The organism is Microbacterium sp. XT11, from assembly GCF_001513675.1.
Taxonomy (GTDB): Bacteria; Actinomycetota; Actinomycetes; order Actinomycetales; family Microbacteriaceae; genus Microbacterium.
In genome coordinates this window covers 3,314,181-3,335,904 of the sequence record NZ_CP013859.1, presented here as the reverse complement: position 1 = coordinate 3,335,904, position 21,724 = coordinate 3,314,181, and the positions used below count along the sequence as shown (strand labels likewise).

At 69.3% G+C, this 21,724-nt stretch carries 20 protein-coding genes; 15 read left to right on the top strand and 5 right to left on the bottom strand.

Annotated features, from left to right (window positions below):
• Nucleotides 1–155: 155 nt before the first annotated feature.
• Genes hisC through AB663_RS16020 form a run of 3 tightly spaced genes read left to right on the top strand, consistent with a single transcriptional unit; the run spans nucleotide 156 to nucleotide 3,087 of the window.
• Nucleotides 156–1,217: a histidinol-phosphate transaminase gene (hisC, locus tag AB663_RS16030; RefSeq protein WP_067201512.1), complete on the top strand. Its 1,062-nt coding sequence runs from the start codon at nucleotides 156–158 to the stop codon at nucleotides 1,215–1,217.
• Nucleotides 1,214–2,602, top strand: a complete 1,389-nt coding sequence (locus tag AB663_RS16025; RefSeq protein ID WP_067201510.1) for an amino acid permease — start codon at nucleotides 1,214–1,216, stop codon at nucleotides 2,600–2,602. The genes hisC and AB663_RS16025 overlap by 4 nt, the downstream gene beginning before the upstream one ends.
• Before the next feature lie 2 nt (nucleotides 2,603–2,604).
• On the top strand, nucleotides 2,605–3,087 hold the full coding sequence (locus tag AB663_RS16020) for an Lrp/AsnC family transcriptional regulator (RefSeq protein ID WP_067201507.1): 483 nt from the start codon (nucleotides 2,605–2,607) through the stop codon (nucleotides 3,085–3,087).
• A 19-nt stretch (nucleotides 3,088–3,106) separates the two neighbouring features.
• Here AB663_RS16020 and AB663_RS16015 read toward each other — a convergent pair whose 3' ends face one another.
• Nucleotides 3,107–4,660 carry a dolichyl-phosphate-mannose--protein mannosyltransferase gene (locus AB663_RS16015; protein ID WP_067201504.1) on the bottom strand — a complete coding sequence of 518 codons (1,554 nt, stop codon included), beginning with the start codon at nucleotides 4,658–4,660 and terminating at the stop codon, nucleotides 3,107–3,109.
• Between the two features lie 35 nt (nucleotides 4,661–4,695).
• Between AB663_RS16015 and rsmI the strand changes: the two genes are divergently transcribed.
• Genes rsmI through AB663_RS15995 form a run of 4 tightly spaced genes read left to right on the top strand, consistent with a single transcriptional unit; the run spans nucleotide 4,696 to nucleotide 8,414 of the window.
• On the top strand, nucleotides 4,696–5,517 hold the full coding sequence (gene rsmI, locus AB663_RS16010) for a 16S rRNA (cytidine(1402)-2'-O)-methyltransferase (protein ID WP_067201501.1): 822 nt from the start codon (nucleotides 4,696–4,698) through the stop codon (nucleotides 5,515–5,517).
• Complete coding sequence (locus AB663_RS16005; protein ID WP_067201498.1) at nucleotides 5,514–5,939, top strand: hypothetical protein; 426 nt, start codon at nucleotides 5,514–5,516, stop codon at nucleotides 5,937–5,939. The genes rsmI and AB663_RS16005 overlap by 4 nt, the downstream gene beginning before the upstream one ends.
• Nucleotides 5,940–5,970: 31 nt before the next feature.
• Nucleotides 5,971–7,548, top strand: a complete 1,578-nt coding sequence (metG, locus tag AB663_RS16000; protein ID WP_067201495.1) for a methionine--tRNA ligase — start codon at nucleotides 5,971–5,973, stop codon at nucleotides 7,546–7,548.
• Nucleotides 7,545–8,414 (top strand): TatD family hydrolase, encoded by an 870-nt coding sequence (locus tag AB663_RS15995; protein WP_067201493.1) that lies wholly within the window; start codon nucleotides 7,545–7,547, stop codon nucleotides 8,412–8,414. Before metG ends, AB663_RS15995 begins: the two co-directional genes overlap by 4 nt.
• Here the strand turns inward: AB663_RS15995 and AB663_RS15990 are convergent.
• Nucleotides 8,396–9,649: an MFS transporter gene (locus tag AB663_RS15990; RefSeq protein WP_232304575.1), complete on the bottom strand. Its 1,254-nt coding sequence runs from the start codon at nucleotides 9,647–9,649 to the stop codon at nucleotides 8,396–8,398. The two genes, AB663_RS15995 and AB663_RS15990, sit on opposite strands and share 19 nt — an antisense overlap.
• Before the next feature lie 36 nt (nucleotides 9,650–9,685).
• Here AB663_RS15990 and rsmA point away from each other — a divergent pair, with 36 nt between their 5' ends.
• The 7 genes from rsmA (at nucleotide 9,686) to AB663_RS15955 (ending at nucleotide 17,882) form a co-directional block, all read left to right on the top strand.
• Entirely contained in the window at nucleotides 9,686–10,540 is an 855-nt protein-coding gene (rsmA, locus tag AB663_RS15985; protein ID WP_067201487.1) for a 16S rRNA (adenine(1518)-N(6)/adenine(1519)-N(6))-dimethyltransferase RsmA, read from the top strand.
• 9 nt (nucleotides 10,541–10,549) lie between these two features.
• Nucleotides 10,550–11,617 carry an L-glyceraldehyde 3-phosphate reductase gene (gene mgrA / locus AB663_RS15980; protein WP_067201484.1) on the top strand — a complete coding sequence of 356 codons (1,068 nt, stop codon included), beginning with the start codon at nucleotides 10,550–10,552 and terminating at the stop codon, nucleotides 11,615–11,617.
• Nucleotides 11,618–11,624: 7 nt separating this feature from the next.
• Complete coding sequence (locus AB663_RS15975; RefSeq protein ID WP_067201481.1) at nucleotides 11,625–12,557, top strand: 4-(cytidine 5'-diphospho)-2-C-methyl-D-erythritol kinase; 933 nt, start codon at nucleotides 11,625–11,627, stop codon at nucleotides 12,555–12,557.
• Nucleotides 12,558–12,669: 112 nt separating this feature from the next.
• On the top strand, nucleotides 12,670–13,683 hold the full coding sequence (locus tag AB663_RS15970) for a LacI family DNA-binding transcriptional regulator (RefSeq protein ID WP_083511290.1): 1,014 nt from the start codon (nucleotides 12,670–12,672) through the stop codon (nucleotides 13,681–13,683).
• Between the two features lie 153 nt (nucleotides 13,684–13,836).
• Nucleotides 13,837–15,357 carry a multiple monosaccharide ABC transporter ATP-binding protein gene (gene mmsA, locus AB663_RS15965; protein WP_269465172.1) on the top strand — a complete coding sequence of 507 codons (1,521 nt, stop codon included), beginning with the start codon at nucleotides 13,837–13,839 and terminating at the stop codon, nucleotides 15,355–15,357.
• Nucleotides 15,354–16,703 carry a multiple monosaccharide ABC transporter permease gene (gene mmsB, locus AB663_RS15960; protein WP_067201475.1) on the top strand — a complete coding sequence of 450 codons (1,350 nt, stop codon included), beginning with the start codon at nucleotides 15,354–15,356 and terminating at the stop codon, nucleotides 16,701–16,703. Before mmsA ends, mmsB begins: the two co-directional genes overlap by 4 nt.
• A 60-nt stretch (nucleotides 16,704–16,763) precedes the next feature.
• Nucleotides 16,764–17,882, top strand: a complete 1,119-nt coding sequence (locus tag AB663_RS15955; RefSeq protein WP_067201472.1) for a substrate-binding domain-containing protein — start codon at nucleotides 16,764–16,766, stop codon at nucleotides 17,880–17,882.
• Nucleotides 17,883–17,993: 111 nt separating this feature from the next.
• Here the strand turns inward: AB663_RS15955 and AB663_RS15950 are convergent, their stop codons facing one another.
• From AB663_RS15950 to AB663_RS15940, 3 genes are read right to left on the bottom strand one after another with little or no spacing between them, the layout of a single operon-like run.
• Nucleotides 17,994–18,605, bottom strand: coding sequence for a hypothetical protein (locus AB663_RS15950; protein ID WP_067201469.1), 612 nt, complete (start codon nucleotides 18,603–18,605; stop codon nucleotides 17,994–17,996).
• A gap of 56 nt (nucleotides 18,606–18,661) precedes the next feature.
• Nucleotides 18,662–19,285, bottom strand: a complete 624-nt coding sequence (locus AB663_RS15945) for a hypothetical protein (protein ID WP_157541166.1) — start codon at nucleotides 19,283–19,285, stop codon at nucleotides 18,662–18,664.
• 60 nt (nucleotides 19,286–19,345) lie between these two features.
• Entirely contained in the window at nucleotides 19,346–20,761 is a 1,416-nt protein-coding gene (locus AB663_RS15940; RefSeq protein WP_067201463.1) for an HNH endonuclease signature motif containing protein, read from the bottom strand.
• Between the two features lie 288 nt (nucleotides 20,762–21,049).
• Here AB663_RS15940 and AB663_RS15935 point away from each other — a divergent pair, with 288 nt between their 5' ends.
• The gene (locus tag AB663_RS15935; RefSeq protein WP_083511288.1) at nucleotides 21,050–21,721 is read left to right on the top strand and encodes an alpha/beta hydrolase; all 672 of its coding nucleotides are present in this window, start codon (nucleotides 21,050–21,052) and stop codon (nucleotides 21,719–21,721) included.
• Nucleotides 21,722–21,724 lie beyond the last annotated feature (3 nt).

Sequence of the window (21,724 nt, the reverse complement as noted above, 5' to 3'; positions counted from 1 at the left end):
CACGAGGGGGATTGTACATTCTGCATAGCGATCTCCCGATCCCAACGGTTCGACTGCGCGGCATGCGCAGATAATGATGAACCGATTGCCCAGTGCGCGGCATCCGGTCTAGTCTGGCGCGACCCGTCCGATTCACAGCAAGGATGCTCTGACCGATGACACTTCCCTCCCGTCCGGGGCTCGAGGCCGTTCCCGCCTACCGACAGGGCCGCTCGGCCCCGGAGGGCGCGTCGAAGCTCTCCTCCAACGAGTCGCCGCACCCGCCGCTGCCGGCGGTCGTGCGCGCCGTGCAGGAGCGGCTCGGCACCATCAACCGGTACCCCGACATGAGCGCCGCCGCCCTGCGCGACGACCTCGCCGCCCGCTACGACGTCGACCCCGCGCTCGTCACCGTCGGCGCCGGCTCCGTCGAGCTCGCGGCGCAGCTCATCCACGCGGTCGCCGGCGAGGGCGACGAGGTGATCTTCGCGTGGCGCTCGTTCGAGGCGTACCCCTCGCTCGTGCGCATCGCCGGCGCCACACCGGTCGCCGTGCCCCTGACCGCCGAGCACGCGCACGACCTCGACGCGATGCTCGCCGCCATCACTCCGCGCACGCGCGCGATCTTCGTCTGCAACCCCAACAACCCGACCGGCACCGTGGTGGGGGCGGCCGACCTCGAGCGCTTCGTCGCCGCCGTGCCGCGCGACGTCCTCGTGGTCATCGACGAGGCCTACGTGCACTTCGACCGGACCGACAGCTTCGGCGCGGGGATCGAGCTGTTCCGCCGGCATCCGCACGTCGCCGTGCTGCACACCTTCTCGAAGGCCTACGGTCTCGCCGGCCTGCGGGTGGGGTACGCGATCTCGCCGCGCGAGGTGGCCGAGAACCAGCGCAAGGTCGCCGTGCCGTTCGGGGTCACCGACCTCGCGCAGGTCGCCGCGCGGGCGTCGCTCGCGGCGGAGGAGGAGCTCGCCGCGCGCATCGACGAGGTCGTCGCGCAGCGCGACAGGCTGCACGACCTGCTCACGGATGCCGGCTGGCCGGCTGTGCCGTCGCAGGCGAACTTCGTCTGGGTGGCCGCTGGCGAGCGCACCGAGGAGCTGGAGGCGCTGCTGCGCGACGGCGGGGTGATCACCCGCGCCTTCCCGGGGGAGGGCGTGCGCATCTCGTCGGGGAGCGTGGACGACATCGACCGGGTCGCCGCGGCTCTCGTGCGCGAGGCGGTGACGGCATGACGGAGGTTCCCGTCACCACGACGACCACCAAGGGCCTCCACCCGGGGCTCACCCGTCGGCAGATCTCCATGATGGGTCTCGGCGGCGCGATCGGCGCAGGCCTCTTCGTCGGGTCCGGTCAGGCGATCGGCATCGCCGGCCCCGCCGTGCTCATCTCGTACCTGGTCGCCGGCGGCATCGTCGTGCTCGTCATGGCGATGCTCGCCGAGATGGTCGCCGCCCGCCCGAGCTCGGGCGCGTTCAGCTCCTATGCGCAGAAGGCCATGGGGCGCAGCGCCGGCAGCGCGGTGGGGTGGCTCTACTGGATCCAGCTCGTGGTCGTGATCGCCGCCGAGGCGACCGGAGCCGGCGGCATCGTCGCGGCGTGGATCCCGGCCGTGCCCGCCTGGGTGTGGGTGCTCGTGTTCGTCGCCGCCCTGACCGCCGTGAACCTCTTCGGCGTGCGGAACTACGGACGGTTCGAGTTCTGGTTCGCGGCGATCAAGGTCGCCGCCATCATCGCCTTCCTCGTGGTGGGCGCGTGCGCGATCATCGGGCTGATCCCCGGAGTCCCCGCGACGGGCGTGACCAACGTCGTCGCGCACGGCGGCTTCGCCCCGAACGGCATGACCGGCATCGCCGCCGCGCTCCTCATCGTGGTCTTCGCGTTCGGCGGCACCGAGGTCGTCGCGATCGCCGCGGCGGAGTCCGACGATCCCTCTCGCAACATCCGACGCATCGTGCGCGAGGTGCTCGTGCGGATCCTCATCTTCTACGTCGGCTCGATCTTCGTGATCGTGTCGGTGCTGCCGTGGAACGACCCCTCGGTGAAGGCCGGGCCGTTCTCGGCCGTGCTCGACACCCTGCGAGTGCCCGGCGTCGGCCTGGTGATGGACCTCATCGTCGTGGTGGCGCTGCTCTCGGCGATGAACGCGAACATCTACGGCGCGTCCCGCATGGCGTACTCGCTCGCCGAGCGCGGGTTCGCTCCTCTCGCAGCCACGCGCACGAGCGCCAAGGGCGTGCCCTACGTCGCGGTGCTCGCCTCGGTGGCGTTCGGGTTCGTGACCGTCGTGCTGAACTGGGCGTTCCCCGACACGGTCCTCCCCGCTCTGCTCAACGTCGTCGGCTCGACGCTGCTGGTGATCTGGACCGCGACCGCGGTGTCGCAGATCATCCTGCGTCGCCGTGCCGACCGCGACGGCGCACCGATGCCCATGCGCATGTGGGGATTCCCGTGGCTGTCATGGCTCTGCCTGGTGCTGCTCGCGGGCGTCGTCGCGCTCACGATGATCGACCCTGCCGCGCGCACGCAGCTGCTGCTCACCCTCGGGCTCACGGCGGTGCTGCTCGTCGTCGCCCGGGTGACCAGGGGAGCCTCGCGCCCCGGCGTCGTGAAGGAGTAGCCGTGCGCATCGATCGCCTCGACGCCGAGCTGATCCGGCTGCTCACCGAGGAGCCGCAGCTCCCGATCCTCGAATGCGCCCGCAGACTGGGCGTGGCTCGCGGCACCGCGACGAGCAGGCTCGCGCGGCTGCACGAGGGTGGGGTCATCGAGGCGATCGTGCCGCTCATCGACCCTGCCGGGTTCGGGTACGGCGTCGTCGCGTTCTGCCTCGTCGAGATCGATCAGAAGGTCGGGCACGACGACGTCGCGGAGGCTCTCGCCGCCGCCGTCCCGGAGATCGTCGACATGCACACGGTCACCGGGGCGAGCGACATGCAGCTGCGGCTCGTCGCACGCGACGCGGCGCAGCTGCAGGACGTGCTCGACCGGGTGGCCCTTGTTCCCGGGGTGGCGCGCACGGCGTCGTCGATCGCGATGCGCACGCACCTCTCCGGGCGCGTGCTCCCGCTCGTCGAGCACGTCGCCGGCGCCGATCAGCCCTGATCCGGACCGGGGGTGCGGTTCACACCCATCCCGGCAGCCAGTTGTGCAGGAGCCAGAACGGATACGGAACGCTCATGCCCGTCCACACGGGGTAGAAGAACACCGACACCAGCACGACGAACACGAGGAAGATCATGACGGTGCGCTCCCCTGACTGCCGTCGGGGGAGGGGGTCGTCGCGGCGCCCCGCGATGACCCGCAGGGTCGCGGCGAGGCCCAGCACGAGGAACGGCATCATCGCCACCGTATAGAACTGGAACACCGTGCGGTCGGGGAACAGGAGCCACGGCACGTACGTCGCGGCGAGGCCCACGAGGGGGAGGGTCAGCGCGGGATCGGGGGCGCGACCGGCCATGACCGCCCGCACGAGCCGGTACAGCAGGTAGACGGCGGCTGCGACGCCCGCGTACCAGATGAGCGGGTTCGGGATGCTGGAGATCACGGCGATGCAGTGGTCGATCCCGCACGGGCCGGGGTCGCTGCCCACCCACACCGCGGTGGGGCGCAGGAGGAACGGCCATTCCCACGCGGGGCTGGCGTACGGATGCCCGCTCGTGAGCCCGACGTGGAAGTTCAGCATTGCCTGGTGGTAGCGCCACAGCGACACGAACGGGTTCGGGTCGAGCGTGCGGTTGTAGCCGCCGCTCGTGACGAACCATCCGGTCCAGCTCGCGACGTACACCGCGAACGCGGGGACGACCATGAGCACGAACGACACGGGGCCCTGCCGGAACGCCGCGTCCGTCGGCCACAGGACCACGCCCGCCCGCCGGCGCGCGAGCGCGTCGGTCACGACGACGTACAGCCCGAATGCCGCGAGGGCATACAGCCCCGACCACTTCACGGCGCAGGCGGCGCCGAACGCGAGACCCGCGGCGACGAGCCACGGCCGGCGCCAGACGACGCGGCCCCACATCGGATCGGGAGCGTCGGCATCCGACTGCCCGATGAGGGGCAGCACGCGCTCGCGGTCGAGCAGGACGAACAGCACCCCGAGCATGATGAAGAAGGTGAGGATGCCGTCGAGGAGGGCGATGCGGCTGAGCACGATGCCGAGTCCGTCGATCGCGAGCAGGGTGCCGGCGACCGTCGCCACCACGACCGACCCGGTGAGGCGCCGTGCGATGAGGTAGGTGAGGAGCACGGTTCCCGTGCCGAGAAGGGCCGTCGCGAGCCGCCAGCCGACGCTGTTGTCGGGCCCGCCGATGGCCATGCCGAGCGCGATCAGCCACTTGCCCAGCGGTGGATGCACGATGAACGCCCCCTTGGGGTCGAGGGGCAGCTGCTGCAGCGTGATGAACGCCTCGTTCGCGTTCTCGCCCCAGGTGCCCTCGTACCCCAGGGTCCACAGCGACCAGGCATCCTTGACGTAGTACGTCTCGTCGAACGCGAGCTGGTGCGGGTGGCCCAGGTTGACCAGCCGCAGCACGGCGGCGAGGAGGGTGACGACGAGCGGCGCGAACCAGCGGACCGTGCGTCCCCGGTCGGGGCTCTGCAGGATGCGGTCGCGCAGGGAGCCGTACCGCGTGAGCCTCGTCTCGGGGGCGGGCAGCAGGGGCTCTGACGCGGTCACGGCACCAGCCTAGACAACGCGCCTAGGCTGATCGTGTGATCATCCTCGCCGCCACCCCCATCGGAAACCTCGGCGACGCATCGCGCCGGCTGATCGAGGTGCTCGAGAACGCCGAGGTCGTCGTGGCGGAGGACACCCGCACGACCGGCGGGCTGCTGCGGGCCCTCGGCATCGAGAACAGGCCGCGCCTCGTGGCGCTGCACGACCACAACGAGAAGCAGAAGGCCGCGGAGCTGGCCGCCCTCGCCGCCGAGCAGGACATCGTGATCGTCAGCGATGCCGGGATGCCCGCGATCAGCGACCCCGGCTACGGACTGGTGGCCGAGGCCGTCGCGCAGGGCGTGACAGTGACCGCGATCCCGGGCCCGAGCGCCGTGCTCATGGCTCTCGCGATCTCGGGTCTGCCCACCGATCGCTTCACGTTCGAGGGCTTCCTGCCGCGCAAGTCGGGGGAGCGGCGAACGGCCCTGCGTGCGCTCGCCGGGGAGCCGCGCACCATGGTGTTCTTCGAGTCGCCCGCCCGCCTGGCCTCGACCCTCGCCGACATGGGCGAGGCCTTCGGCGACGAGCGCCGCATCGCCGTGTGCCGTGAGCTGACCAAGCTCTACGAGGAGGTGCGCCGCGGCACGGCATCCGAGCTCGCGGCGTGGGCGGCCGACGGGGTGAAGGGCGAGATCGTCGTGGTCGTGGAGGGCGCCCGCCGGCGCGAGGCGTCGGCCGACGACGCTCTCGCGCAGGTGCAGGAGCTCGTCGCCTCCGGCATGCGTCTCAAGGACGCGGCGGCCGAGGTCGCGGCCCACACGGGCCTCTCCTCGCGTGACCTCTACCAGGCGGCGCTCGCCGCGCGGAAGCCGTGAACAGCGACAGCGCCGTCGCCGACGCGTACGACCGCCGCGCGGACGAGTACATCGAGATCGCCGGACGCATCGAGCAGCTCGATCCGCGGGACGCCGACACGATCCGCGTGTGGCGCGATGCCACGGCGGGGCCGTTGCTCGACGCGGGCTGCGGGCCGCCGGATGACGTCCCCGAGGTCCTCGCGGAGTTCGCGCGGGTGATCGCGCCCGGTGGATCGCTCCTCCTCGGGTTCTTCGACGGAGCCCCGCGCGAGCCCTTCGCGCACGCCGTCGCTCCGGCGTACTTCTGGAGCCCGGAGGCGCTCGGCGCCCTGCTCGAGAACGCGGGTCTCACGGTCGCCGCGGTCGAGCAGCGCGGCCGCGCACCCGGCGAGGCGAGTGCGCGCCCCCACGCCGCGGTCACGGCGGTCCGCGCGGCGTAACCAGCCCCGGCATCCCGCCTAGAATCGACCTATGCCCGCAGGCGAATCGTTCTACATCACCACGCCCATCTACTACCCGTCCGACGTGCCCCACATCGGTCACGGGTACACGTCGGTGGCGGTCGACGCGCTCGCGCGCTGGCACCGCCAGGGCGGGGACGACACGTGGATGCTCACGGGCACAGACGAGCACGGGCAGAAGATGCTCCGAGCCGCCGCGGCGAACAACGTCACGCCGCAGGAGTGGGTCGACAAGCTCGTCAGCGAGGCATGGTTCCCGCTGCTGAAGACCCTCGACGTGGCGAACGACGACTTCATCCGCACCACGCAGGAGCGGCACGAGGAGCGCGTCAAGAAGTTCGTGCAGGCGATCTACGACCGCGGCTACATCTACGCGGGCGAGTACGAGGCGCTCTACTGCGTCGGCTGCGAGGAGTTCAAGCCCGAGTCGGAGATCCTCGACGGCACCGGTCCGTTCGAGGGGCTCAAGGTCTGCGCGATCCACTCCAAGCCGCTCGAGCTGCTGCAGGAGAAGAACTACTTCTTCAAGCTCAGCGAGTTCCAGGACCGCCTGCTCGAGCTCTACAAGAACGAGCCCGACTTCGTGCGCCCCGAGTCCGCCCGCAACGAGGTCGTCTCGTTCGTGCGCCAGGGTCTCAAAGACCTCTCCATCTCCCGCTCTGCGTTCGACTGGGGCATCGAGGTGCCGTGGGACAGCTCGCACGTCATCTACGTGTGGGTCGACGCCCTGCTGAACTACGCCACGGCCGTCGGCTACGGCGACGACGAGGAGACCTTCGCGCGCCGGTGGCCCGCGTACCACGTGGTCGGCAAGGACATCCTGCGCTTCCACGCGGTGATCTGGCCGGCGATGCTCATGGCGGCCGGCGTGGACGTGCCCAAGGGCGTGTTCGCGCACGGCTGGCTGCTCGTCGGCGGCGAGAAGATGTCGAAGTCGAAGCTCACCGGCATCGCGCCGACCGAGATCACCGATGTCTTCGGCTCCGACGCGTACCGCTTCTACTTCCTGTCGGCGATCGCGTTCGGGCAGGACGGCTCGTTCTCCTGGGAGGACCTGGCTGCGCGCTACCAGGCGGAGCTCGCCAACGGCTTCGGCAACCTCGCCTCGCGCACGACCGCGATGATCGAGAAGTACTTCGAGGGCGTCGTTCCGCCGCCTGCCGAGTACACCGCCGGCGATCTCGAGATCCAGCGCGTCGTCGCGGATGCCGCGAAGAACGCGGATGCCGCGATCGAGCAGTTCCGCATCGACGAGGCCATCTCGTCGATCTGGACCATCGTCGACGCGCTGAACGGCTACATCACCGAGAACGAGCCGTGGGCCCTGGCGCGCGACGAGGACCAGCGCGAGCGCCTCGGCACCGTGCTGTACACGTGCGCCGAGGGCCTGCGCGCTCTCGCCGTGCTGCTGTCTCCGGTGATGCCGCAGTCGACCGAGAAGCTCTGGGTCGCCCTCGGCGCCGCCGAGACGCTCGGACGGCTGCAGGACCAGCCCATCCGCGAGGCCGGCGGCTGGGGCGTGCTGCGCCCCGGCACGAGCGTCAACGGCCTGGCGCCGCTGTTCCCCCGCGTGGAGTCCGCTGCGTGACGTACGTGCAGTCGAGGTCGGGTGAGGGGCGCAAGGATCTGCGGTATCCCGCGGCTCCTGAGCCCCTCACCGTCCCCGTCTATGACAACCACGCACACCTGGAGATCCTCGACGGCGACGAGCCGCTGTCGCTCACCGAGCAGCTCGACCGCGCGCAGGCTGTCGGCATCGCGGGCGTCGTGCAGGCCTCGGGAGACATCGAGTCGTCGCGCTGGGCCGTCGAGGCGGCGGCATCCGACCCCCGCGTGCTCGCTGCGGTGGCGATCCATCCCAACGACGCACCGACGTATGCCGAGCAGGGCCGTCTCGACGAGGCGATCGCCGTGATCGACGAGCTCGCCGCACACCCCCGCACCCGCGCCATCGGTGAGACGGGCCTCGACTTCTTCCGCACGGAGCCCGAGCGCCGAGGACCGCAGTTCGCCTCGTTCGAGGCGCACATCGCGCTGGCGAAGAAGCACGGCATCGCGATGCAGATCCACGACCGCGACGCGCACGACGACGTGCTCGCGACGCTCGCGCGCGTCGGCGCCCCGGAGAAGACGGTGTTCCACTGCTTCTCCGGCGACGCCGAGATGGCGAGGGTGTGCGCGGATGCGGGCTACCACCTGTCGTTCGCCGGCAACGTGACTTTCAAGAACGCGCAGAACCTGCGCGATGCGCTCGCGGTCACCCCGCTCGACCGCATTCTCGTCGAGACGGATGCGCCGTTCCTCACGCCCACGCCGCTGCGGGGGAGGCCGAACGCCCCCTATCTCGTGCCGATCACGGTGCGCTTCATGGCCGCGGAGCTCGGCCTCGACGTCGACGAGCTGTGCGCGCAGCTGGCAGAGAACGCCCTGCGCGTCTACGGCTCGTTCGCCTGAACCTCGCCGACCACCGGTCGTGCGGCCGCGATATGCGAGATGGGCCGCCAGACGAACAGCAGGGTCAGCGCCGCACCCCCGAACGCGAACCACCACGGCGCCGTGAGACCCCAGATCTGGGCGATGACGCCGCCGAGCGCCTGACCGATGACCATGCCGCCGAACACGCCGACCGCGTTGACCGACGAGACGCGGCCCTGCAGCTCGTGCGGCACGAGCCGCTGCCGCACGGTCGTCGAGATCGTGCCCCACACGAATGCGTACGCGCCGAACACGAACATGATGATCAGCGCCAGCCAGCCCGCCGTCGTCAGCGCGAACGCGAGGTGCATCAGGACCTCGAGCGACAGCGCGATGCGCATGAGCGCCGCGAACGACACGTGGCGCTCCAGCCACCCGAAGCTCGCCGTGGCGAGGAGGCCCCCGGCGGCGGATGCCGTGGTGAGGGCTCCGTAGCCGACGGGCCCCATGTGCAGGTGCTCGGTGGCGTACAGCACGAGGATGCCCCACGGTGCAGCCCACGTGACGTTGAAGAGCAGGATGATCAGCACGAGCGTGCGCACCGGCGGATTGCGCCACAGCCAGCGCAGGCCCTCGGCGATATCCGTGTGCACGGGGGCGTGCTCTTCACGAGGAGGGAGCGGGGTCCTCGCCATGCGTGAGATGAGCACCACGGCCAGCGAGACGCACACCACCTCGAGGAGGAAGGGCCACGCACTGCCTGCGGCGAAGAGGAAGGCGCCGACCGGGGGCCCGGCGAACTGGTTCGCGACGAGGTAGCCGGCCTGCAGACGGGCGTTGCCGAGGCCTAGGTCTTCGGGCTTCACGATCATCGGGAGGAGCGTGCTCCCCGCAGTGTCGACGAACACCTCTGCCGTGCCGTAGAGGAAGGCCGTGCCCAGCACGATCCAGATGTTCGCGCTGCCGGTGACCAAGAACACGCAGAGCGCGGCCAGCACGACGGCCCGCGCGCCGTTCGCGAACATCACGAGCCTGCGGCGGTCGAAACGGTCGGCGATCGCCCCCGCGTGAAGGCCGAACACCAGCCACGGCAGGAACTGCAGGACCGCTCCTGCGGCGACGAGGATCGGCGACGACGTCATCGAGGCGATGAGCAGGGGCGCCGCGGCGAGGGCCACGCCGTCGCCGACGTTGCTGGTCCACGACGACGCCAGGAGCCACCGGAAGTCGCGGCCCATGCGACGGGGCGCGACGAGTTCACCGAGGGAGGGCACCACAGAAGACTACTGACGGTAGGGGACAATGGGGGGATGACCGTCACGCTGCTCGGCGCAACCGAGATCCGCCGCCTCGCCGCCGAACTCGACGTCACCCCCACCAAGAAGCTCGGGCAGAACTTCGTCGTCGACGCCAACACGGTGCGCAAGATCGTGCATGCCGCGCGTGTGCAGCCGGGGGAGCGGGTCGTCGAGGTCGGGCCGGGGCTCGGCTCGCTCACCCTCGCGATCCTCGAAGCCGGCGCATCCGTGACGGCGGTCGAGATCGACCACCGTCTCGCCCAGCGTCTACCGAAGACCGCCGCCGAGCACGGCGTCGACCCCGGCAGGCTCACCGTGGTGGATGCCGACGCCCTGCGCGTGACCGAGCTGCCGGGCGAGCCGACCGTGCTCGTCGCGAACCTGCCCTACAACGTCTCGGTGCCCGTGCTCCTGCACTTCCTGGAGAGCTTCGACCACCTGCAGCGCGGGGTCGTCATGGTGCAGGCCGAGGTCGCCGAGCGCCTGGCCGCGAAGCCAGGGTCGAAGATCTACGGATCGCCCAGCGTGAAGGCGGCGTGGTACGGGGAGTGGAGGCTCGCAGGCACGGTGTCGCGCCAGGTCTTCTGGCCGGTGCCGAACGTCGACAGCCTGCTCGTCGGCTTCGACAGGGCAGAGGGCGAACGCGGTCCGGTCGTGGAGCGCACGCGGACCTTCGAGATCGTCGACGCCGCCTTCAACCAGCGGCGCAAGATGCTGCGGCAGGCACTCGCGGGGGTGTTCGGCAGTTCCGCTGCGGCATCCGAGGCACTCGAGGCGGCCGGGGTCGCTCCGACGGCCCGCGGGGAAGACCTCACAGTGGACGATTATCACCGCATCGCCCGGCATGTCACGGCCACGGGGGACTAACCTGGCACGATGACCGACTCTCCGCGCTTCCGTCCCGACGTCCCCGAGATCCACCGTCCGTACGCGGCCGACGAGGGCCGCTACCAGCGGTTCGCCTACCGCCAGGTCGGCACGTCCGGACTCTACCTGCCGCCCATCTCGCTCGGCCTGTGGTGGAACTTCGGCGACAACATCCCGCTCGACAACCAGCGCGCGCTCCTGCGCCACGCGTTCGACAGCGGCATCACGCACTTCGACCTGGCGAACAACTACGGCCCGCCCTACGGCTCGGCGGAGAAGAACTTCGGCAGGATCTTCGCGGAGGACCTGAAGCCCTACCGCGACGAGCTGATCATCTCCTCGAAGGCCGGATGGGACATGTGGCCTGGCCCCTACGGCGACTACGCGAGCCGCAAGTACATCCTGGCCAGCGCCGAGCAGTCGCTGCGCAGCATGGGGCTCGACTATGTCGACATCTTCTACTCGCACCGCGTCGACCCGGTGACCCCGATCGCCGAGACCGTCGGTGCGCTCGACACCCTCGTGCGGCAGGGCAAGGCGCTCTACGTCGGCATCTCCTCGTACAGCGCCGAGCGCACGGCCGAGGCCGTCGAGGTCGCGCGAGAGCTCGGCACGCCCCTCGTCATCCACCAGCCCGCATACTCGATCCTCAACCGCTGGATCGAGGACGGCCTCACCGAGACGCTCGAGAAGTCGGGGCTGGGAGCCATCGCGTTCACGCCGCTCGCCCAGGGGCTGCTCACAGACAAGTACCTCGGCGACGGCACCGCGCAGCGCGCGCAGAAGCGACGCTCGCTGCCCGACGCGCCTCTCTCCGGCGACGCCGTGGAGACTCTGCGCGCGCTCAACGAGGTCGCGCGTGAGCGTGGGCAGTCGCTCGCCCAGATGGCGCTGCAGTGGACGTTGCGCACGCCCGTCGTCGCCTCCGCACTGATCGGGGCCTCGCGTACGGAGCAGCTGGACGAGAACCTCGCGGCGGTCGACGGACCCGCCTTCTCCGACGACGAGCTCGCACGCATCGACGAGCTGTCCGGCGGCATCGACGTGAACCTGTGGGCGACGTCGTCGGAACTGTGAGGCCGTCATGAGCCAGGCGTCGTCCAGCGCGTCGGTGCACGTGCGGGCACCGGGCAAGATCAACGTCTACCTCGGTGTGGGCGGACGCCACGACGACGGATACCACGCCCTGGCGACGGTCTTCCAGGCCGTGTCGCTGTACGAAGACGTGATCGCTCGCCCCGCGGCGGACTTCTCGCTGGTCGTGCGGGGTGTCGACGACCCGTCGACCGTGCCGCTCGACGACCGCAACCTCGCGATGAGGGCCGCGAAGCTCCTGGCCGCCGCCGCCGACTTCGACGGCGGGGTGGCGCTCGAGATCCGCAAGAGCGTGCCGGTGGCTGGTGGCATGGGCGGAGGGTCTGCGGATGCCGCGGCAGCCCTCGTCGCGTGCGACGCGCTGTGGGGCACGGGCCTGTCGACCGCTCGGCTGCACGAGCTGGCCGCGCGCCTGGGTGCCGACGTGCCGTTCGCGCTTCACGGCGGCACCGCGGTGGGAACAGGCCGCGGCGATCGGCTGAACCCTGCGCTCGCACGCGGTCGCTTCGAGTGGGTTCTCGTGACGAGCGACGAGGGGCTGTCGACGCCGGCGGTGTACGGCAGGCTCGACGCTCTGCGCGAGGAGGACGGAGCGCTCGCCGACGATCCGCCGCTGTCGCTCGACGTGCCGATCCCGGTGCTCCAGGCGCTGCGCTCCGGCGACGCCGGCGACCTCGCCTCGAGCCTGCACAACGATCTCCAGACCGCTGCCGTGCACGAGCGCCCCGATCTCGAGCGCACGATCGAGCACGGCATCCGCGCCGGCGCGCTGCACGGCATCGTGTCGGGGTCCGGGCCGACCGTCGCGCTGCTGTGCGCGGGGCCCGAGAACGCGCAGGACGTGCAGTCGGCCCTGCGCGAGGCGGGGCTCGACCCGCTGCACGTGCACGGCCCGGTACCGGGCGCTCGCATCGTCGGCTGAGCAGCCCAGCGGTCTCGCCGCAGCGTGCCGCGCGGGGGCCGACATGCGTCGGAGGCGGGGTGCGGTCATAATGGGGTGAGAAATGTGACCGTGCACACGCGAGGAGGCTGTGATGTCCATGGCGTCAGAGCGTTCTCGCATGCCGAGCATCCGTGACGTGGCGCGTCTGGCGGGCGTGTCCCACCAGACGGTGTCGCGCGTGCTCAACGATCATCCGAGCATCCGTCCCGAGACGAAGGCAAAGGTGCTCGACGCGATCGCGGTGCTCGACTACCGCCCGAACCTCGCCGCACGTGCGCTGGTGACGAGCCGTTCGAACATGCTCGGCATCCTGTCCGCGACGATCGGGGAGTTCGGGCCGACGTCGTCGATCGCCGGCATCGAGGATGCCGCGCGCGAGGAGGGGTACTCGGTCTCGACGCTGAACCTTCCGGCGACGACGCCCGAGGCGATAGGGAACGCGGTGAGGCAGCTCGCGCGCGAGCAGGTCGACGGCATCGTGGTGCTCGCGCCGCAGGTGCGGGTCTTCCATGTCCTCCGCGGCATGTCGGTCGATCTGCCCTTCGTGACGCTGCAGACCGCGTCGGGCTCGGACGGAGTGAGCCTGTCCGCCGACCAGGTGGCCGGAGCGCGCGCCGCGACGGAGCACCTCATCTCGCTGGGGCACAGCGACATCCTGCATCTCGCCGGCCCACAGGACTGGATCGAGGCGGAATCCCGCATGCGCGGGTACCTGGACGCCCTGCGAGACGCGGATCTGTCGACGTTCCCGCCGATCCGCGGAGACTGGACCGCGGACTTCGGATACTTCGCCGGTCAGGAGCTCGCGCGACGCCGGGACTTCACGGCCGTGTTCGCCGCGAACGACCTCATGGCCATCGGCCTCATGCACGGCTTCCGCGATGCGGGGCTGCGCGTGCCGCACGACGTGAGCGTCATGGGGTTCGACGACATCCCGGTCGCGGCGCACGTCGCGCCGACGCTGAGCACCGTGCACCAGGACTTCCCCGAGCTCGGCCGGAGAGCCGTGCGCATCCTGCTCGCGCAGATCCGCGGCGAGGCGGTGCCCGAGCTCAGCCCCCTGAAGACCATCCTGCGCGCCAGGGAATCGGCCGCATCACGGTAGGGGCACGAAAAGCGCGCGCAGACTTGACAGCGCTTCGTCTGCCGTGGACTATGTATCAATGTGAACGGTCACATGGAAGGTGACCGCCCGTCGCGAGGAAGATCCGTGAGCACCACAGCAACGTTGCCGGTCGTGTCAGGCCCGATCCTGGAGATGCGCAGCATCACCAAGGAGTTCCCGGGGGTCAAGGCGCTCTCCGATGTGTCGATCACCGTACGCGCGGGGGAGATCCACGCCATCTGCGGTGAGAACGGCGCGGGGAAGTCGACCCTGATGAAGGTCCTGTCGGGGGTGTATCCCTACGGCTCGTACGAGGGCGAGATCCTCCTGTACGGCCAGGAGCAGCGCTTCAAGGACATCGCTGCGAGCGAGCACGCCGGCATCGTCATCATCCACCAGGAGCTCGCGCTCATCCCCGAGCTCTCCGTCACCGAGAACATCTTCCTCGGCAACGAGATCCGCCGTGGCGGCCGCATCGACTGGCAGGCGCAGAAGCAGCGGGCCACCGAGCTGCTCGCGCGCGTCGGGCTCAACGAAGACCCCGATGTGCCGATCAAGACTCTCGGCGTCGGCAAGCAGCAGCTCATCGAGATCGCCAAGGCTCTCAACAAGGACGTCAAGCTGCTCATCCTCGACGAGCCAACCGCGGCGCTGAACGAGAACGATTCGCAGCACCTGCTCGACCTCATCCTCGGGCTGAAGGCCAAGGGCATCGCGTCGATCATGATCAGCCACAAGCTCAACGAGATCGAGCAGATCGCCGACGAGATCACCATCATCCGCGACGGACGCACGGTCGAGACGCTCGACATCTCGCGCGGGGAGATCAACGAGGACCGCATCATCCGCGGCATGGTCGGTCGCTCGCTGGAGAGCCGGTATCCCGACCGCGAGCCCGAGATCGGCGAGGTGTTCTTCGAGGTCAAGGACTGGTGGGTGCAGCATCCGACCGTCTCGGAGCGCATGGTCGTCAAGGGGTCGAGCATCAACGTGCGCCGCGGCGAGGTCGTCGGCATCGCCGGTCTCATGGGCGCCGGCCGCACCGAGCTCGCCATGAGCATCTTCGGCCGCTCGTACGGGACGTTCCTCTCGGGGACGATCATCAAGGACGGCAAGGAGATCACGATCCCCGACGTGGCGTCGGCGATCAAGCATGGGCTCGCGTATGTGAGCGAGGACCGCAAGGTGCTCGGCCTCAACCTCCTGGACACGATCAAGCGCTCGGTCGTCGCGGCGAAGCTGTCGAAGATCGCGCCGCGAGGAGTGGTCGACGCGCGGTCCGAGTTCGCGGTGGCCGAGGAGTACCGCAAGGCCCTGCGCATCAAGACGCCGTCGGTCGAAGAGGGCGTCGCGAAGCTCTCCGGAGGAAACCAGCAGAAGGTCGTGCTGGCGAAGTGGATGTTCACCGACCCCGACCTGCTCATCCTCGACGAGCCGACGCGAGGCATCGACGTCGGCGCGAAGTACGAGATCTACGCGATCATCAACCAGCTCGCGGCCCAGGGCAAGGGCGTCATCGTGATCTCGAGCGAGCTGCCGGAGCTGCTGGGCATCTCCGATCGCATCTACACGGTTTTCGAAGGTCGGGTCACCGACTGCATCCCCGCTGAACAGGCCACTCCGGAGGCTCTCATGCGCAGCATGACCTCCATGACTCAGAAGGCATCCGCATGAGCACCGATCTCACACCAACGAAACGTCCGTTCCGGTTCGGCGACATCACGAAGATGTTCGGCGGCGGGCAGTCGACGCTCCGTCAGTTCGGCATCCTGGGCAGCCTGATCGTCATCCTGATCGTGTTCCAGGTGCTGACGTTCGTCGTCAAGGGGCAGGGTCTGACGCTGTCGTCGGGCAACCTCATCAACGTCGTCAACCAGTATTCGTACATCCTGATCCTCGCGATCGGCATGGTGATGGTCATCATCATGGGCCACATCGACCTCTCGGTCGGGTCCGTCGCGGCGTTCACCGGCATCGTCGTGGCCAAGGCGATGACCGACTGGAACCTCCCCTGGCCGCTCGCGATCCTCCTCGGTCTCGGCGTCGGAGTCCTGGTCGGGGCCTGGCAGGGCTTCTGGGTCGCGTATGTCGGCGTTCCCGCGTTCATCGTGACGCTGGCGGGCATGCTCTTCTTCCGCGGTGCGAACCAGTGGGTGGGGCAGTCCACCACCGTCCCGGTGCCCGACGGCTTCCAGATCATCGGCGCCGGTTATCTGCCCGAGGCTGCTCTGCCGCTCCCGTTCAACGTGCCCACGATGATTCTCGCCGTGCTCGGCGCCGCATGGATCGTCTTCTGGGAGGTCCGCACCCGTCGCGTGCAGAAGAAGATGGGCTCGGCGAGCGCGCCGCTGTGGGTGAGCGTGACCAAGGTGGTGCTCATCTCCGCCGTGATCCTCGTCGCGGGCTGGCTGTTCGCCACCGGACGTGAGGGCACCAGCTTCCCGATCTCGGGCGTGATCCTCCTCGTGCTCGTCATCGTGTACTCCTTCGTCACGAACAACACCGTGTTCGGTCGCCACATCTATGCGGTGGGCGGCAACCGGCAGGCGGCGCGTCTGTCCGGCGTGAAGGATCGCTGGGTCGACTTCTTCGTGATGATGAACATGTCGGTGCTCGCCTCGCTCGCAGGCATGATCTACGTGGCCAGGGCCACGGCGTCCGGCCCGCAGGACGGCAACGGCTGGGAGCTCGACGCGATCGCATCGGTGTTCATCGGCGGCGCTGCGGTGTCTGGCGGCATCGGCACCGTGATCGGCTCGATCATCGGTGGTCTCGTCATGGCGTTCCTCAACAACGGACTCGCGCTCCTCGGCGCGGGAGCCGACGTCGTGTCGATGATCAAGGGCCTCGTGCTGCTCTTCGCCGTCGGCATCGACGTGTGGAACAAGCAGCAGGGCCGTCCGTCGGTCATCGGCTTCCTCACCCGCAAGTTCGGTCGCAAGGAGGATCCGGCGACCGCCACCTTCGACCCCACCAAGACCTATCAGGCCCCCGCCGTCGACGAGACGCGCGGAAAGTAGGCGGATGCTCCCCGCGCGGTCCGTGCGGAACATCGGCCTCTCACCACAGAAAGAGATCACATGAAGAAGATCATCGTCACAGCGACAGCGCTCGTCGCAGCGGCAGCCTTCACCCTCACCGGATGCTCCTCGGAGCGCAGTGGCGGCAGCGGCGGCGGCTCGGGGGAGGAGTCCGCGAAGGGCTTCGCCGCCGACGCCACGATCGGCGTCGCGCTTCCCGACAAGACCAGTGAGAACTGGGTGCTCGCCGGGAAGCTGTTCGAGGACGGCCTCGCCGAGGCCGGCTTCAAGGCCGACGTGCAGTACGCACCGGCCAGCAACACGGTCGCGGAGCAGCAGAACCAGATCCAGGCCATGGTCACCGGTGGTGCGAAGGTCATCATCATCGGTGCGAAGGACGGCAAGCAGCTCACCACGCAGGTTCAGGCCGCGCACGACGCGGGCGCGACCGTCATCGCCTACGACCGTCTCATCGAGAACACCGACGCCGTCGACTACTACGTGGCGTTCGACAACTTCAAGGTCGGTGAGCTGCAGGGCAACGCGCTGCTGCAGGGCCTCGAGGAGCGTTCGGGCCACGCGGCCCCGTGGAACATCGAGCTGTTCTCGGGTTCGCCGGATGACGCGAACTCGGCGGTGTTCTTCGACGGTGCCATGAGCGTGCTGCAGCCGAAGATCGATGACGGGACCCTGAAGGTCGTGTCGGGCCAGACCGAGATCGCGCAGACCGCGACGGAGGGCTGGAAGGCGGAGAACGCGCAGCGCCGCATGGACTCGCTGCTCACGTCTTCGTACGGTTCCGAGACCCTCGACGGTGTCCTCTCGCCGAACGACACGCTCGCCCGTGCCATCATCACCTCGGTGCAGCAGGCCGGCAAGCCGGTCCCAGTGGTCACCGGTCAGGACTCCGAGGTCGAGTCGGTGAAGTCGATCATGGAGGGCATCCAGTACTCCACGATCAACAAGGACACCACGCTGCTCGTGCAGCAGGCGATCAAGATGGTCGGTGAGCTGCAGAAGGGCGACAAGGTCGACGTCAACGACGAGGAGTCGTACGACAACGGCAAGAAGATCGTGCCTGCGTACCTGCTCGACCCGGTGATCGTCACGAAGGAGAACGCGGCGGAGGCGTACAAGAACGTCCCGAACCTCCTCGAGATCGTCAACTCGTACCAGTAATCGCCGTCAGGCAGTCATCGCTCACCGAGATCACCGCTCGGTGAGCGGGGCAGGGCCGTCCGGACCATCGGGTCCGGGCGGCCCTTTTTCGTGTTCGGGTGTGGGTGTGGGTTAGCAGCCGGGGGCGGTGGGTTGTTCGGTGTAGGTGTGGCTGGTGGGGGTGGGGGTGAAGTCGGGTTGGGTGAGGTCGTTCCAGGTGCGGGCGGGGGTGGTGAGGGTGAGGGTGGTGGTGTCGCCGTAGTCGTAGGTGTAGTGGGTGGGGGTGAAGTGGATGGTGAGGGGGTGGTGGAAGAGGGTGCCGGTGCGGGTGTGGGGTGTGGCGGTGGTGAGGAAGTTGGTGGGGGTGCCGGCGATGCCGGCGGTGGCGGGTTCGGTGGTGAGGGTGGGGGGTTCGGGGGCGAATTGGGCGAGGTCGGTGGTGGTGATCGCGGATGCGGTGGGGGTGGGGGGTGTGGGGTCGGGTGTGGGTGCTGGGGTGGTGGCGAAGCACTGGCGGTTGGTGTCGCTCCATTCGGGGCATTCTGCGAGGGGCTTCGTTTCGGGCGCGGGGGCGGGGTTCGGGTTCGTCGGGTTCTCGCGGTCCGGAGCCGAAGGCGCCGGGCTGGTGGGGGTCTCAGAGTTCAGTGGCTGGGTGCGCGATGCGGTGAGGGTGAGCGTCGACCCACCGTCTGCTCCGCAGATCCCAGCTGCTGCTGCCTTCGCGTCGTATGTGGCGGCCGTCATAGGTGGAACGTGAGGCGATGAGAGAGCAGACATTGCGCTGACGATGAGCGCAGCGATCAACATTCTTCCTCCTCGAGAGAGTTCGATTCCGAGATGAGAAGCCCGTCGTCTGAAGCAACGAAGATGACGTCGAGCGGCACGAGGTTGACGCGCGTGGGCGGAGTCACGTCTTCGCCCGCATCATTGATGACCCTGGTTGAGCTCACGTCGAGACACACGGACGCTCGGACCCGTCCGTCATCTGATCGAAGATCCGCAGACTCGCCGGAGAACCTCACGACCGCGCCTTCTCCGACGATCTTCAGGCCGTTCTCGGTGAGCAGCCTGCTCGTGTTCGTGTCGCTTTCAAGAGCCAGTCCGACGAGATAGGTCCGGGAGTTGCTTGTTCCTCCGGCCCGCTCATCGTTGAGCGCGTCGTTGTACGCCCGGTAGACCTTCTCCGCAGCGGCGTAGGCCTCGTCGGCGCTGGCGAAAGCCGCGGTCGGTGTGGGAGAGGGCGCCGGACCAGAGGCGCAACCGGCGAGAACCACGGCACCGAGGGCGATCGCTGTCGACACGGTGGATCGCCCGCGCCCCCGAACGAACGCACCGCGCCGGCCACGAGGGGTGCTCTCGGCGGTGGGGTGGGCGAGGGGCGGGAGTGCCACAGCCGATGCGGCGGTGCGTCGTACGGGAGTCACGCCGTCACGGTAGCGACATCAGCGAACGCACCGTCAGCGTTATCCACAGCCCCGGCGATCTCAGAACGGCGCCCGAGCGGAGGCGAGCAATTTCTCAGCAGCGGGGATCTGAGCGTCGGCCGGCTCGAACACGACCGTATGCGGCGTCGGTGGGCGGTCGACGTAGGTACGGCCGAGCGGGCTGGTCCACTCGAACGTCCCATCGAGCCGTCGCGTCACGTGCCAGGGCGAATGATGCTTGAGCATGTGATGGCGACGGCAGAGCACACCGAGATTCTGCTCGCTGGTCGCACCGCCGGCCGCTGCCGCCTCGGTGTGATCGAGGTCGCTCTTTCGCGCCGGCAGCCCGCAGGTGGGGAACCGGCATCGCTGATCTCGCGCACGCAGGTGACGCCGGAGGCTCTTCGGAGGACGATAACGATCCACGGCCAGCACAGCTGCCGTGATGGGATGGGTCAGCACGCGATCCCAACCGCTGACCGATCCCGCGAGGACCCGTGCGGTCGCAGTGTCGATCGGCACCCCGCCGTCGAGCATCGCCGGCGGCATCCGACGGCCGACTCGGTGCTCGCGCGTCTGGCTCGCGTGCACTGCGCTGGTCTTCGGGGTCAGCGCGTCGTGCTCGCGTTCGATGAGCGTCAGAACGGGCACGGACACTTCGACACGCCCACGGATGCCCGACAGAAGGCTGTCGGGCGTCTCATGAGCGGAGGGCACACCGGTGAGCACGAGTTCGGAGAGAAGGTCCGCCCGCAACTCGTCCGCGGATCGGGTGTCGGAGTCGCGCATACCCTCGGACGTCTCGGCGCCCGGTCGGCGGGCACGCTGATTCTCCGCCCGCAGACTGTGGGCCATCTGCGACAACCGGTCGAACATGGCGTGCACCAGCACGGCGGGAGCGTGAAGGTGGAGACCGGCCATCGCATCGTCGCCGTCGGTCATCCATACCCGCCGACTGCGGCGAGCGTCGCGGTGCCTCTCATCGACGGAGCGATCACGGAAGGTCTCCGCGATGCGCTTGGCCAAAGCGCGAAGCCGGTTCGGCGACTCCGCCTCGGCGAGCGGAATCACTGCATCGGCATACGCTGCCCGTTCGGATGCATCCTCGAGATGCGCTCCAGCCTCGACGATGACCCGAGCGTGCGCGAAGGAGATGCGACCTGCCCCCTGCGCCTGCCAGACCGCCGGGAACGCATCGACGAGGCACGATGCCTGCCCCATCCGCCGTTCGACCGTGCGGTCGCTCACGCGCAGCCTCTGCCCGAGTTCGGCCGCCACGGCACGGATCGTCATGTCGCCGCGATCAGGATGGTCGCCCTGAGCGGCGATCTCGACGGCAACGCGCTCGAGGAGCGCGAGCAGACCATCGCGAGCGGCCATCATCGCGCTGATCGTCGCCTCGGCGGCCTCCACTCCGGCGATCAGATCGGCCAGCCTGGCCATCTGGGAATCCGTCGCGTCGAGCAGTGCGTCCATACCCTCATCGAACCACTGGCCACCGACATCGCAGGCTGCTCTCCACGGGCCACCGAATCCCGCGGGTCGCGCAGTCCGCGCGGGAGCGCGGAGAGGAACCCTCCGCCTGAGAGCACCGCCGTGATTGACTGTCCGGATGCTGCTCCACGTCATCGACACCCGGCCGGCCGGAGCCGTCGAACCGCCCCATCGCGGCGGCAGCGGATCCGGCTCCGGGTCGGGATCCGCGCTCGAAGGAGGCGCGCGACCCAGCACCCGGCGCTCCCGCGTCGCAGTGCTCCTCACGGCATGATGGGATCGGCCGAGAGCTGGCACCGGGTCGTCCCGTCCCTCGTCGCTCGCGGTTATCGTGTGCTGGCCATCGACCTGCCAGGGCACGGCCTCTCACCACGCGACCCGTGGCTCACGGTGGACGGGGCCGCGGCATCCGTCGTCGAGACCGTGCGCCGTGTCGCACCGGATGCCGATATCCATGCAATCGGCCACTCCTTCGGCGCCACCGTCCTCGCCGCCGCGGCGCCGGCCCTCGAACCGCAGCTCGCGGTGTACGTGGATGCCGGGTTCGCGATCGCGGGCGGTCACGAGAGGGACACGCTCATCGCGCAGTATCAGCGCGATCGCGAGCAGCGCTCCTCGGCCGCTCGGCTGCGCGAGCTTCGGCCGTTCTACTCCGCGAGCGACGCCGCGGCCGAGGCCAGAGCCGCACAGCGGTTCGACCCGGAGACCGCGGCATCCGTCTCCTGCGGCCCCGATCAGGCCTGGAGCATCGCGCCCGGCTCGATTCTCGTCCGCGCCGCACCGAGCCGGTGGGTGAGCGACGACGACGCGGCGGCTCTCGCGGCGCGCGGCGTCGCGGTGCGGAGCATCGACGGCGCGGAGCACTCGGTCTGGTACAGCCACTTCGACGAGTTCACGGCATCCGTGCCCGAGATGTTCGGGCCGGAGCCGCAGGGCGGCTGAGGC

Coding starts and splice junctions, on each gene's coding strand:
- hisC (WP_067201512.1), top strand. CDS start 156: ATGACACTTCCCTCCCGTCCGGGGCTCGAGGCCGTTCCCGCCTACCGA.
- AB663_RS16025 (WP_067201510.1), top strand. CDS start 1,214: ATGACGGAGGTTCCCGTCACCACGACGACCACCAAGGGCCTCCACCCG.
- metG (WP_067201495.1), top strand. CDS start 5,971: ATGCCCGCAGGCGAATCGTTCTACATCACCACGCCCATCTACTACCCG.
- rsmA (WP_067201487.1), top strand. CDS start 9,686: ATGACCGTCACGCTGCTCGGCGCAACCGAGATCCGCCGCCTCGCCGCC.
- mgrA (WP_067201484.1), top strand. CDS start 10,550: ATGACCGACTCTCCGCGCTTCCGTCCCGACGTCCCCGAGATCCACCGT.
- AB663_RS15975 (WP_067201481.1), top strand. CDS start 11,625: ATGAGCCAGGCGTCGTCCAGCGCGTCGGTGCACGTGCGGGCACCGGGC.
- AB663_RS15970 (WP_083511290.1), top strand. CDS start 12,670: ATGTCCATGGCGTCAGAGCGTTCTCGCATGCCGAGCATCCGTGACGTG.
- mmsA (WP_269465172.1), top strand. CDS start 13,837: ATGCGCAGCATCACCAAGGAGTTCCCGGGGGTCAAGGCGCTCTCCGAT.
- mmsB (WP_067201475.1), top strand. CDS start 15,354: ATGAGCACCGATCTCACACCAACGAAACGTCCGTTCCGGTTCGGCGAC.
- AB663_RS15955 (WP_067201472.1), top strand. CDS start 16,764: ATGAAGAAGATCATCGTCACAGCGACAGCGCTCGTCGCAGCGGCAGCC.
- AB663_RS15950 (WP_067201469.1), bottom strand. CDS start 18,605: ATGACGGCCGCCACATACGACGCGAAGGCAGCAGCAGCTGGGATCTGC.
- AB663_RS15940 (WP_067201463.1), bottom strand. CDS start 20,761: ATGGACGCACTGCTCGACGCGACGGATTCCCAGATGGCCAGGCTGGCC.
- AB663_RS15935 (WP_083511288.1), top strand. CDS start 21,050: ATGATGGGATCGGCCGAGAGCTGGCACCGGGTCGTCCCGTCCCTCGTC.